Annotated in this window: 11 protein-coding genes; 8 read left to right on the top strand and 3 right to left on the bottom strand. The window is 66.6% G+C overall.

The window, feature by feature from the left end; genetic code table 11:
* The first annotated feature begins 15 nt into the window (after positions 1-15).
* The 5 genes from AC3A6Y_RS02950 to AC3A6Y_RS02930 all read left to right on the top strand — a co-directional run bounded on the left by AC3A6Y_RS02950 (position 16) and on the right by AC3A6Y_RS02930 (position 6,360).
* Entirely contained in the window at positions 16-1,107 is a 1,092-nt protein-coding gene (locus AC3A6Y_RS02950; protein ID WP_487866733.1) for a hypothetical protein, read from the top strand.
* Positions 1,107-2,027 (top strand): antitoxin, encoded by a 921-nt coding sequence (locus AC3A6Y_RS02945; protein ID WP_487866732.1) that lies wholly within the window; start codon positions 1,107-1,109, stop codon positions 2,025-2,027. The genes AC3A6Y_RS02950 and AC3A6Y_RS02945 overlap by 1 nt, the downstream gene beginning before the upstream one ends.
* Positions 2,028-2,166: 139 nt before the next feature.
* On the top strand, positions 2,167-5,556 hold the full coding sequence (locus tag AC3A6Y_RS02940) for an ATP-binding protein (protein ID WP_487866731.1): 3,390 nt from the start codon (positions 2,167-2,169) through the stop codon (positions 5,554-5,556).
* Between the two features lie 5 nt (positions 5,557-5,561).
* Positions 5,562-5,921, top strand: coding sequence for an HPF/RaiA family ribosome-associated protein (locus AC3A6Y_RS02935; protein WP_487866730.1), 360 nt, complete (start codon positions 5,562-5,564; stop codon positions 5,919-5,921).
* A 148-nt stretch (positions 5,922-6,069) separates the two neighbouring features.
* Entirely contained in the window at positions 6,070-6,360 is a 291-nt protein-coding gene (locus AC3A6Y_RS02930; protein ID WP_487866729.1) for a DUF1330 domain-containing protein, read from the top strand.
* Positions 6,361-6,448: 88 nt separating this feature from the next.
* Here AC3A6Y_RS02930 and AC3A6Y_RS02925 read toward each other — a convergent pair whose 3' ends face one another.
* The 3 genes from AC3A6Y_RS02925 to AC3A6Y_RS02915 all read right to left on the bottom strand — a co-directional run bounded on the left by AC3A6Y_RS02925 (position 6,449) and on the right by AC3A6Y_RS02915 (position 9,667).
* Positions 6,449-7,447 (bottom strand): Bug family tripartite tricarboxylate transporter substrate binding protein, encoded by a 999-nt coding sequence (locus AC3A6Y_RS02925; RefSeq protein ID WP_487866728.1) that lies wholly within the window; start codon positions 7,445-7,447, stop codon positions 6,449-6,451.
* Positions 7,448-7,486: 39 nt separating this feature from the next.
* Positions 7,487-8,521, bottom strand: a complete 1,035-nt coding sequence (add, locus tag AC3A6Y_RS02920; protein ID WP_487866727.1) for an adenosine deaminase — start codon at positions 8,519-8,521, stop codon at positions 7,487-7,489.
* A gap of 96 nt (positions 8,522-8,617) precedes the next feature.
* On the bottom strand, positions 8,618-9,667 hold the full coding sequence (locus tag AC3A6Y_RS02915; protein WP_487866726.1) for a LysR family transcriptional regulator: 1,050 nt from the start codon (positions 9,665-9,667) through the stop codon (positions 8,618-8,620).
* A 113-nt stretch (positions 9,668-9,780) separates the two neighbouring features.
* Between AC3A6Y_RS02915 and AC3A6Y_RS02910 the strand changes: the two genes are divergently transcribed.
* The 3 genes from AC3A6Y_RS02910 (at position 9,781) to AC3A6Y_RS02900 (ending at position 12,288) form a co-directional block, all read left to right on the top strand.
* On the top strand, positions 9,781-10,254 hold the full coding sequence (locus AC3A6Y_RS02910) for a nuclear transport factor 2 family protein (RefSeq protein WP_487866725.1): 474 nt from the start codon (positions 9,781-9,783) through the stop codon (positions 10,252-10,254).
* A 133-nt stretch (positions 10,255-10,387) separates the two neighbouring features.
* Positions 10,388-11,197 (top strand): hypothetical protein, encoded by an 810-nt coding sequence (locus tag AC3A6Y_RS02905; RefSeq protein WP_487866724.1) that lies wholly within the window; start codon positions 10,388-10,390, stop codon positions 11,195-11,197.
* Positions 11,198-11,406: 209 nt separating this feature from the next.
* Complete coding sequence (locus AC3A6Y_RS02900) at positions 11,407-12,288, top strand: DUF4747 family protein (RefSeq protein ID WP_487866723.1); 882 nt, start codon at positions 11,407-11,409, stop codon at positions 12,286-12,288.
* The last annotated feature ends 3 nt before the right edge of the window (positions 12,289-12,291 follow it).

Here is a 12,291-nt window from a genome sequence, read left to right as displayed (position 1 = left end):
GACGAAGCGATTTCCATGCTTGCCTCCATCGCGCCCGGTAGCCATTTGGTCCAGCAACTGCTCGAAGCTCTGCAGGCGCTACCGGGCGTCGACGCCGACCTGTCGCAGCTCGAACCGGCAGGCGCTTCATCCGTTCCTCGCCAAGACGCCGACATCGACATCCGCATCGCTGCCAAGGCCCTGACCCTGCACGTCGAGGCGAGAAAAACGATCTACCCGCGCGACGTGCAGCAGCTGCTGTGGCGGATGAAGTCCCTCGCGGGCCGCAGTCCAGGCTCCGACATCGACCTTGTGCCCGTGGTGGCTGCCGAGTCGCTCTCGCCCGGCGCGAAGGAACTCCTGCGGGCCGAGCATGTGGGCTACTTCGACAGCGGCGGCAGCCTCTACCTGCCCACGCCGGGTGCCTATGTCTACATCGACAAGCCGCCGCCCAAGGCCCAGGCTTCTGCGATGCGCTCGCTGTTTACCGGGCGGCGCGCCCAGGTCGTCCACACCCTGCTGATGCAGCGCGAGCACTGGTTCGGCGTGAAGGATTTGGCCGAGCGCTCGCAGGTCTCGCCGGCAACCGCGTCCGGCGTCCTCAGCGAGCTCGAGAAGTTCGATTGGATCGAGTCCCGTGGGCAAGGGCCCAGCAAGGAAAGGCATCTGCATGACGCACGCGCCTTGCTGGATGCCTGGGCCGGGCAGGTCACGGCAAGCAGGCCGCAGATGCTCCGGCGGTATTTCGTGCCCGGCTTGAAATCCGAGGCGCTGGTCGACCGGCTCGCGCACGCCTTCGAAGCCCGCGATGCTGCCTACGCCGTCACCCACGAAGCCGCGGCACAGCGCTACGCCCCGTTCCTTACCGCCGTGAGCCAAGTGCGGTGCCGCGTGCTCGCAGCGCCGAAAGCCGGCGACGCACTGGTGGACCTCGGTGCTCGCGCAGTCGACGACGGGGCGAACTTCGCCATCATCGAAGTGAAGTCCCCCGGCGACCTGCTGTTCAGCGAGCGCGTGGGCAACGCCTGGCTTGCCAGCCCGATCCATGTCTACCTCGACCTTCTCAAGGGCGAAGGGCGATCCCGGGAAATGGCGGAACACCTGCGCAACGAAAGGATCGGCTTTTGATGGCAAAGCCCGCGACTCTGGATGGCTACAGCGACCAGTACACGCTCGATTGCGAGCGCGTCCTGGTCACCCTGCTGCGTGGGCTCGGTCCCTGGAAGGACTCGGTCTACCTCGTCGGCGGGCTTACTCCGCGTTATCTGGTCCCCGCACGTCCGCCGACTGTGCCCGCGCACGCGGGCACCATGGACGTGGACATCGTCATCGACCTGCAGATCCTCGCGGACACACAGGCCTACCGGACGCTCGAGGAAAACTTCAAGAAGATGGGCTTCGAGCGCGCCGTCAACGACAAGCAGCAGAAGCTTTCCTGGCGCTGGCAGACTCAAACCGAACACGGCGCACTCATGGTGCTGGAGCTGCTGGCCGACGCGCCCGATATCGCCGGCGGCAGGGTGCAGCCACTGCCCACCGAAGGCGCGATTTCCGCGCTGAACATCCCCCATTCGTCCATCGTGTTCGACCTGCATCAGGTTGCCGAGATCCAGGCCGAACTGCTGGGTGGCAACGGCCTCGCGAACGAACGGATCAAGCATGCCAACCTCGTGAGCTTCACGTGCCTGAAGGCTCTCGCGTACGACCAGCGCTTCGAGCGAAAGGACGCCCACGACCTCGTCTACTGCATCGAGCATGCGCCCGAAGGCATCGAGGTCGCCGCCGAAGCATTCCGCCAGCAGCTCGAAGGCAAGCACCGGGATGTGGTCACAGCGTCGCTGGCGATCCTGCGCAAGCGATTCGCGGGAGAGGCTGCGGCCGAGGGCTATCGCAAGGACGGGCCGGTGTCGGTCGCGAAGTTCGAAATCGGCGAAAGCGATGAGGCCGCACAGCGAGAAGCCCGGACGTTGCGGCAACGCGAGGTGACGGACCTGATCGAGCGTTTGCTCGCGCGCGCGGCTTCCCCGGCGCGCTCCCGCAAGCCATAGGATTCACTGCCCCACAGCCCTCCCCGAAGGCGTATCCTCCCAACCGCTTCCCCAACGCGACAACCCACCGGACGATGCGTGCGTGACGAGCCTCGTCGCCGTACGCACCCATCGAACGACCGTCGACAGGTAGCGAATGATGAAGACCATGCTCCAGTGGCTTGCCGAGATCGGCATGGAGCGCTATGCCCCGATGTTCGAGGCGCAGCGCATCGAACTGGACGTGCTGCCTGAGCTCACCGACGCGGACCTCAAGGAGATCGGCATCACGGCGCTGGGCGATCGCAAGCGCATCCTGCACCTGATCGCGCAGGGCCATCAGGAAGCCCCCGCCGGCAGCCCCGTCGCCCCACCCGCCCCCAGCGTGTCCGCAGCAGCGCAAGTCGCCGAGCGGCGGCAGCTCACCGTGATGTTCTGCGACCTGGTCGGCTCCACCGAACTCGCCGCCCTGCTCGACCCCGAGGACCTGCGCGCCGTGATCGGCGACTACCACGCCGCGGTGACGGCCGCCGTGGCGGCGCACGACGGCTACGTCGCGCAGCTGCTCGGCGACGGCGTGCTCGTCTACTTCGGCTACCCGCACGCCAACGAGGACGACGCAGCGCGCGCCATCCATGCCGCGCTGGAAGTCATCGCCGCCATCGGCCGGCTCGCGACCCACGGCCAGCACACCCTGCACACCCGCATCGGCATCGCGACCGGCCTCGTCGTCGTCGGCCAGATCGGCTCCGGCACGCCGGCGGCCGAGCTCAGCGCCAGCGGCGAAACCCCCAGCCTGGCCGCCCGCCTGCAGACCCAGGCCGCGCCCGACTGCATCGTCATCGCCGACCGCACGCGCCAGCTCGTCGGCGAAGAGTTCGAGCTCGAGCCCCTCGGCGCGCTCGCGCTCAAGGGCTTCGAAGCGCCGGTGCCGGCCTGGCAGGTGCTGCGCGAGCGCCGCACCGCCAGCCGCTTCGAGGCCATCCACACGCAGCAGCTGTCGCAGCTGGTCGGGCGCGACAGCGAGCTGGCCCTGCTGCTCGAACGCTGGAACACCGCCTGCGAGGGCGAGGGCCAGATCGTGCTGCTCTCCGGCGAGCCGGGCATCGGCAAGTCGCGCATCACCCAGGCCCTGCGCGAACGCACCGCCGCCGAGGGCAGCGAGACCCTCGTGCTGCAATGCTCGCCCTCCCACAGCAACAGCGCCCTCTATCCGCTGGTGCGCTGCATCGAGATCGCCGCGAACCTGGCGCCGGCCGATGCGCCCGACCCGCGCGCCGCGCGCTTCGAGCAGTACCTGGCCGAGCACGGCGTGGCGCTCGCGCCCGAAGCCCTGGGCTGCCTGCTCCGGCTGATGACGCTGCCCGACGGCGGCCGCCCCGCCCCGGCCGGCCAGACGCAGCAGCAGCAGAAGGCCGCCACCTTGCAGGCCGCCATCGACGTCGTGCGCGGCCTCTCGCTGCGCGCGCCGCTGCTCGTGCTCATCGAAGACGCGCACTGGATCGACCCCACCACCGACGAGTGGGTCGGCCTGGCCGTCGACGGCCTGCGCGACGCCCGCGTGCTGATGCTGCTGACCTGCCGCCCGCAGTACCTGCCCTCCTGGGGCAACCCCGTCAACTCCACCCGGCTCACGATGAACCGCCTGAGCCACCGCCAGTCGGCCGCGCTCATCGGCAGCGTCACCGGCGGCAAGCCGCTGCCCGCCGAGCTGGTCGACGAGATCATCCGCAAGACCGACGGCGTGCCGCTCTTCGTCGAGGAGCTGACCAAGACCGTGCTGGCGTCCGCGCTCGTCGAGGACACGCCGGCCGGCTACCGGCTGCACGGCCCCCTGCAGACGCTCGCCATCCCCTCGACCCTGCAGGATTCGCTGATGGCGCGCCTCGACCGGCTCGCACCCGCCAAGGAGATCGCCCAGGTGGCCGCCGCCATCGGCCGCGAATTCAGCCACGCCCTGCTCGCCCAGGTCATGCAGATCCTCGCCGCGCAGCTCGAACAGGCGCTCGACGAGCTGCTGCGCGCCGAGCTGGTGTTCCGCCGCGGCACGCCGGCCGAGGCGGGCTATGCCTTCAAGCATGCGCTGATCCGCGACACCGCCTACAACAGCATGGTCCGCAGCCAACGCGCGCTGCGGCATGCGCAGATCGCGCATGCGCTGGAGCGCAACGAGCCGCAGACCGTCGCCATCCACCCCGAGCTGCTGGCCCAGCACCACCAGGAAGCCGGCCACGTGAGCGAAGCCCTGCGCTACTGGACGGCCGCCGGCGACCTCGCGCAACAACGCTGTGCCAGCCGCGAGGCCAGCATCCACTACAAGGCCGCGGTCGCCCTCGTCGCGCGCCTGCCCGCCGGCCCCTCGCGCAGCGAGCTCGAGCTGGCCCTGCACCTGAAGCTCGGCAATGCGCTGACCGTCTCGGAGGGCTACGGCTCCGGCGCCACCGACCAGAGCTACGCCAAGGCCCGCGAGCTGGCGCGCGAGCTCGGGCGTGTCGAGGACTACGTGAGCGCCTGGGTCGGCTCCGCGCCGTCGATGAACTCCGCCGGGCGCAACGGCGAGCTGATCGCCGGCATCCACGGCATCGAGCCGGCGCAGCTCGCGGCGCTGGCGCCGCGCTGGCGCATCAACGTCTCGATCGTCCTGGGCGCCGCCCACTACCTGCGCGGCGAGATCCCCGAGGCATGGCAGCACCTGGAAGACGCGAGGCTGTTGGACGACAGCGTGCAGCTCACGCACGAGCACCCCGTCGCGGGCGCCGACCCGGCCATCATGATCCGCGCCATCAGCATGCGCGTGCGTGGCATGCAGGGCTACCTGGCGCAGGCCGAGGCCCTCGCGGCCGAGGCCGTGCGCATTGCCGAAGCCAGGGCCCACCCGCCCACCATCGCCATGGCCAAGCAGGCGTGGATCAGGGTCCTGCTGTCGAAGGGCGAGCATGCCCAGGCGGTTGCGGAAGCACAGCAGATGCTGGCGCTGTCGGAGCGCTTCGGCATCCAGACGCGGATGGCCAACGCCTGGATGTTCCCGGGCCGGGCCCGCATCGCGCTGGGCGATGTCGAGCCCGGCATGGCCCTTCTGCGCAAGGGCTACGAGCTCTGGGTGTCTGCCGGCGGCAAGCAGCAGTGTTCGCAGTACGGCGCGCAGGCGGCCGATGCGCTGCTGCGGGCCGGCAGAAGCGACGAGGCCAGGCGCTACCTCGCCGAAGCGCAGGCCGTCCAGGCCGAGACCGACGAGCGCTTTTACGAAAGCGAGCTGTTGCGCCTCGCCGGCCGCCTGCTGGAGGGCGATGGCGACGAAGCCGGCGCCGAGCCAAGGTACCGCGAGGCCATCGCCATTGCCGAGGCGCGCGGCCTCAAGCTCTTTGCCTTGCGCGCGGCGCGCGACCTGGCGGTGCTCTGGCAGCGCCAGGGCAAAGGCACCGAGGCGCGGCAGGTGCTGCAGCCGCTCCATGCGTGGTTTACTGAAGGCTTCGGCTTCAGCGAGCTGCGCGAAGCGAAGGGCGTGCTGGAAAGACTGGGCACGCAGCGAGTTCAAACGAACCAGAGGTAGACCCCATGCAGATTCAAGTGAACACCGGCAACGGCGTCGAGAACAAGGATGCCCTCGAACGCTGGGCCAACGAGGAGATCAGGCAGGCGCTTGACCGTTTTTCTGCAGACGTGACGCGCGTCGAGGTCCACCTGAGCGACGAGAACCACGACAAGCGCGGCGGCGGCGACAAGCGCTGCGCGATGGAAGCGCGCGTGGCGGGCCGCCAGCCGGTGACCGTGACGCAGCATGCGCCCAGCCTCGACGAGGCCTTCCGCGGCGCGGCCGACAAGCTCAAGCGCGCGCTGGACAGCGCCCTGGGCCGCCACGACAAGCACCGCGACCGCGAATCGATCCGCAAGGATGGCGACACGCTCGGCGAATGAGGGCGGCGCCTCATCCGGGCACCGATGAGGCGCACGACGCCGTTGGCGCCTCAAATATCATCGAGCGCGCCAGAGCCACCGGGCGCCATCGAGCGCCATCGCGTGCGCTGAGGCGATCGACCACACAGCAACAAGGAAAGAAATCACCATGGCCAAAGCCTATTGGGTCAGCGCATACCGAGCCGTCAAGGATGCCGACAAACTTGCGGCGTACGCCAAGCTGGCCGGCCCCGCCATCACGGCCGGCGGCGGGCGCTTTCTGGCGCGCGGCGTGCCGGCCAAGGTCTACGAGTTCGGCTTGTCCGAGCGCACCGTCTTGATCGAGTTCGACAGCGTCGAGCAGGCCACCACCACGCATGACAGCCCCGACTACCAGGCCGCGCTGGTTGCGCTGGGGGACGGGGCCGAGCGGGATCTGCGCATCGTCGAAGGCGCTTGAGCTGCGATTGGTGTGGCGCTGGTGTCGCGTTTCTTCAAGATCGAGGCGCACGACAAAGGGCCTTGTCCGGCGGACGCTGACACCGCACTCAGTCCGCCCGGATCTGCCCCCGCGTCACGATCCCGGAGAACTTGGCCTCCTCGGTCTTGAGGAACGCCCCGAACTCCTTCGGCCCCCACCCCAGCATCGTGACCCCCGCCTCGTCGAACTTCTTCTGCATGTCGGGCGAACGCAGGACTTCGGCCAGCTCTTGGTTCAGCCGGGAAATGATCGCCTTCTCGGTCCCTGCCGGCGCGAAGATGCCCTGCCACACCGAAACGTTCGCGCCCTTCCAGGCCGGCACCCGCGCGAGCGGCGGAACGCCGGGCATGACGGCGGACGCGTTCTCGGCCATGAGGCCGTAAGCCTTGATCTTCCCGGCCTGCGCCTGCTGCATCACCATCGACAGCGGCAGCACGGCCAGGTCGATCTGGTTGCCGGCAAGGTCGGTCACGATCTGCGGTCCAACCTTGTAGGGAACATGCACCATCGATACCCCGCCCTGCTGCTTCAGAAGCTCCCCTCCGAGGTGCAGCGAGGTGCCGACGCCCGATGTGGCATAGCTGTACTTGCCGGGTGAGCCCTTGATGTCGGCAAAGAGCTCGTCCGCGGTGCGCGCTGCGAGTTCGGGCTTGCCCACCAGCACCAGCGGCTGCGAGCCCAGCAGTGTCACGGGCTCCAGGTCCTTCAAGCCGTTGTACTTCACCGTCAGCGGCGTGACCATCCTCGCGATCACGACGGAACTCTCCACCGACAGCAGCAGCGTGTAGCCGTCCGGCTTGGCGCGTGTCGCCTTCTCGGTGCCGATCACCCCGCCCGCGCCGACCACGTTGTCGATCACCACGGGTTGTCCCAGCCGCTTGGCCAGCTCGGGCGCGACCCATCGCGCCATCACGTCGACATTGCCGCCCGCCGAGTACGGAACGATCATGGTGATGGGCCTGGACGGCCAGCCGTCTGCATGGGCAGTGGCACTGCAAGCCATCGTGCCGGCGGCGAAGGCGGCGAACATCAGGGTGCGCAGGGGCAGGGTCGAAAGGTGTTTCATGATGGGCGCTCGGTGGTTGATCTGTCTTGCCGATCGGATCTAGGCCAGTTGAACTTCGAGCTTCTCGATCTGGCTTTGGAAGTCGCGGCGCAGGTCGGCTTTGGCCTGTGCATCCAGCCAGCAGGCCTCCACGCCGCTCAGGCTGAACTGCTTGGCTTCGCGCCATCCCCAGCCCAGGCCTTCGAGAACATGGTTGTAGGTGTGCGCCATGTCGGTATGGAACATCGCCGGGTCGTCGGTGTTCAGCGTGGTCTTCAGCCCGGCGGCCGCCATTCGCTCGATTGCGGCCAGGCGGCGGCCGCGGTTGGCCGCAACGCTGGTGATGCCGCACACCGCAAAGTAGACCCCGCTGTCCTTGGCGCGCTGGATGGCTGTGTCGCAGGCCATCAGGTTGTAGCCATGGTCCAGCCGGTCGCACTGCAGCAGGTCCAGGCAGGCGTCGAAATGCGCAGGCGGCGCCTCGGCCAGCGTCTGGTTGTCTTCGCACACGTGCGCGGTCTTCTTCAGGCCGGCCTGCGTGGCGCGGCGATAGACACCCTCGAACTTCGCCGGCGGACCGGCACGCTCCGGGCCGTCGAGGCCGATCCCGACGACGCGCTCATGGCGATGCGCGAGGATCAGATCCATCATCTCCGAAGCGCTCGCCGCATCCCACTCCCTGTCCAGCGAGGCAAGCAGCAGTGCCGACACCGGAAAGTCGCGCTCCGCGGCTTCGATGCCCGCCACGAGCCCCTTCATCTGCGTCTCATAACTGGCACCGGAAGGGATGAAGTATTGCGGGTTGAATGACATTTCGAGGTGCCGGACATTGCTCGTCGTGAACGCGTCCTCGATGGCCTCATAGGCGACCCGTTCGAAGTCCGCACGATCGCGCAGCACCAGGGCGATCAGCCGGAGCACTTCGAGGAAGTCGTAGAAGTCGCGATAGGTGTACAGCGCGTCCACCGGCCTCGGCAGCTGCAGGCCATACTTGCCGGCGAGCGCCGCCAGCGTCGTGGGGCGCAAGGTTCCGGCCACGTGGCAATGCAGTTCCACCTTGGGCAGATGCGCCACGTGCGAAGGGGTCCATGTCATGTTCGTCGCTCGTCTCATTCCGTGAAGCCTCGACAGTAGGCTTCGAAGGGACGTTCCGCCAGACCGGGCGGCGTACTGCGGGTTATGGCCGGACTGTTATGGCCCGTTCGCCCTGGACCCCCCTTTCAGCGCGCGGGCCGCCTCGACAAGCTCAGCTCGGAACCAGGCCAGCGCCCGATGCTTGTGCGTTCGCTCGTGCCACACGAGGTTGTATCGAAGCGGCTTGATGGCCGCCGGGAAGGGCAGAACGCGCAGCGGATACTCCGCCGCCATTTGTTCGGCCAGGAGTCGGCCGGTCGAGAAGACCAGGTCGGTGCTCGCGAGGATCGAGGGCGCCAGGCCCAGGAACTGCGTCCGCACGGCCGTGTGAACGGACACGCCGAGCGTCGACAGCAGCGCGTCCATCACCGTGCCTTGCCCCGCCACCTGCTCCAGCGACGAAAGATGCCCCGCCCGGCAGTACGTCTCCAGCGTGAAGGCGCCCTTGGCCAGCGGATGGCCCTTGCGCACCACGCAGACGAACTCGTCGCTCAGCAGGTGCGTGGCGCGAAGATGCGGCGGCAACTCGGGCCATACCGTGATCGCCATGTCGATGTCGCCTTCGGCGAGCTGCTTGTAGTGCTCGAACCGATCCCCCAGGCCCCGGACGGTGATCTCCGACTCCGGCGACGCGCTCGTGACGCGCCGAACCAGATCGGCGTAGAAGCGCTTGGGCAAGAAATCGTAGGCGGCCAGCCGGAACTTCTGACGCGACGTGACGGGTGAGAAATCGGCCCCGCCGGCCGTCAGCACCGAGAGATCAGCAAGAATGCGCCGCACTGGCGCGGCCAGCGCTTCGGCGCGCTCGGTGAGCACCATGCGATTGCCGACTCGCACCAGTAACTCGTCGCCGATCAGCTCGCGCAGCGCCTTCAGATGCCGGCTCAGCGCCGACTGCGCGATGCCCAGCCGCGCTGCAGCCTTCGAAACGCTTGCCTCGAGCAACAGGGCGTTCAGCGACCGGATCAGGGATTCGTCCAGACGCCGCCCGGGCTCGAGCTTGGAAGAAGTGCTTTCGGCATTCATGCACGGCACTATGCCGCACAGCCTCTCCGCCGCGCTCCAGCGCCGCGCCGGGGCCGGCGCCCGCAGCTGGAGCGGCAGCAAAGTGCCGCTGAATACGCGCCGGTTCGGGTGCCGATGGACATGTCCGTTTTCGGCGAGGTGCCTGCGTTGGGCTGACTACGATCACGAGCTACTCAACCCGCGGAGGAAGCATCGTGAGTCCAAAAGAAACCGTCATCGCGCTCTATGCCGCCTACGGCTCGGGGGACGCGGAGCGCATCGCCAATCTGCTGCATGACGACGTCGTGTGGGTTGCACCACCCGGCAATGCCACGCAGGTCGCGCTCGGCCTTGGAAACCCGGAAGACGCCGGGGCGCCGAGCGGATCGAACACGCTGGGCAAGCAACTGATCGTGCAGTTCATGGCGCACAACTTCCCGCGCATGTTCCTGGACCCCAAGAACGAGTTCCGCGCGATGGTTGCTGAAGGCCCTGTCGTGTTTGCCGAGCATCGCCTGTCGGCGACCCTGCCGAACGGCCGGCCGTACGCGAACGACTATTGCTTTGCCTATGAAGTCCGCGACGGCAAGGTGCTGCGCATCCGCGAGTACATGGATACGCGCGGTGGCTGGGCGCAGGTGTTCGGCAAGGAAGAACCCAGAGCAATCCTGGCATTCGTCGGGCAGTAGGCAGGCGAGACCCGCCGCGGGCGGAAGGTCGGACGGGCGAGATTTCCGGGGCAAGCGAGACTTTTTGCCTCGCCCCCATGGCCGGGGGCCGCCAACATCGCGGCCTCAATAAGAACAACTGGAGCCCCGGCCCGTGCCCTCGAACAAAGAACAGCCACGCGGCAGCAGACCCGCGAAGGCCCTCATCGCCATCACCGCCCTCGCCCTCGCCTTGAGCGGCTGCAGCACGATGGTGGCGTACACCCCCAAGGCGAACGAGCCGCTTCAGACTTTGAAGTACACCCAGGGCGTCGGCACCGTTGCCGAGAAGAACGAGAGCCATGAGATCTTCATGTACCCGACGTTCCGCACGCAGGGTACGACCATGCCGACCTTCACCATCGGCTACGCCAACAACGGGGGCGAGGCGATCAACTTCACGCCGGACAACGTCAAGGCCTTCTTCCGCGGCGAGCCCGTGCCGATCTACACGTACACCGAGCGCATCGCCGAGATCCAGAGCGAGAAGCAGGCCAAGCAGATCGCCCTGGCGATCGTCGGTGGCCTCGCGGCCGGGGCTGCTGCTTATGGCGCGTCGCGGCAGACCTATCGATCGAACTACTCGGGCTACAGCGCCGGGCCGCGCGGCATCCGGACCTTTGCGGGCACGAGCACCGTGCGCGTGTATGACCCGGTGGCGGGCATCGTGGCCGGCGCGGCTGTGGGGGGCGCTACGGGGCTGGGTATTCAGCAGCTTGAGTACAACGCGCAGAACCAGGAGCAGGCGGCGCAGTCGATTCTGCAAGCCAATACGGTCGAGCCGCTGCAGATGGTGATGGGGGATCTGGTGTTGAAGGGGTGCTGTGATCCGTATCCGAAGGGGCAGGATTTGATTCGGTTTGAAGTTACGTCGAAGGGGAAGACGGCGGTGTTTGAGTTTGAGAGGGTGAAGGTTTCGAGATAGGAGGTGCAAGCGGGCGGCAGGCTCGGGCCCCCCAGTAGACAGCCGTCTCAATGGGACGTGCCACTTGGCCCTTCTAGAAGCAACTTGCCTCAATCCAGCCTCGCGGATGAATTGAAACCATCTCTGCGCACCTTCGAGTGCAGCTGTCGTCGGATACATTCGTACACCGGAACGAATCAAAAAACAACTGAGGATGGAGGAGAAGCCAAATGCGAAGAGGCCGCTACTTTCTGGCGCGCGTAATCAAGCTGGGTGAACTAGACCAAGCAAAACTGCTTGACGCAATTGCTCAAGCGCCCACAGTCCCGCTCGGCCAGTTCGAATGGACAATCACGGATGTCATTGACAAGCGCTCATCAACCGAGCCGTATGTCTTCGGCAATCTTGCTAAGTATTCACGACAAGGCAAGGTCGTGATTGTGGATGAGCCAGCGAAGCGACAGCTGCAGGCGAGAGCGCCAAATCTTCTAGAGGCAAGTGCCCCCTTTGTGTATCTTCCCGACTTTTCTGGCCTAGCGTTCCTGCATGTCTGGAACGGCATCCAGGAGGATGTTTTCCCAAGAAGATTCAAGGCTATCGTCGAGGCGGCCTACAACAACTTCTTCGTGGACTGCACTGTCGAACCGGTTGCCGACTACAGGGCATTCTTGGAGAAGCTTCAATCGCTGGACCGCATCATTGAACTGTCCGCGAAGGTTCACCCCCCAAACCCGTTGTTCGGTCGACTGTGGGGTAGCCTCGATAAGTACGTCAAGAAGCGGCAGGCCGATGAAGTGTCGATTCGCGAATCAACGGAAAAACCTCAGGGACTGTCAACACAGGTCCTCGTGCTCATCCAGCGAATACTTGAGGATCCAAAGTATGAGCCAGATGAGGAGGTAGCCATTGCAGACGCCGCACTACTGATGGCTGCTGATGGATACGGTACTGGTAAAGCAATCGGGACGGAAGATGGTAATGAAGTCGTCGTGCGTACCTCGGAATCGCAGAAGAGTTTTCTGTTCGCGAAGCAGCCGGAGGCTGAGGCGTTGGCAGCAGTTGCTCGCCGTCAGTTCGAACGGATCAGCAAAGAGCGCGACATGAAGCATTAAGTG

This window comes from Variovorax sp. Soil_C_17 (assembly GCF_057657265.1).
Note: the sequence above shows the minus strand (reverse complement) of the source record. Positions and strands in the feature narration are given on the sequence as shown.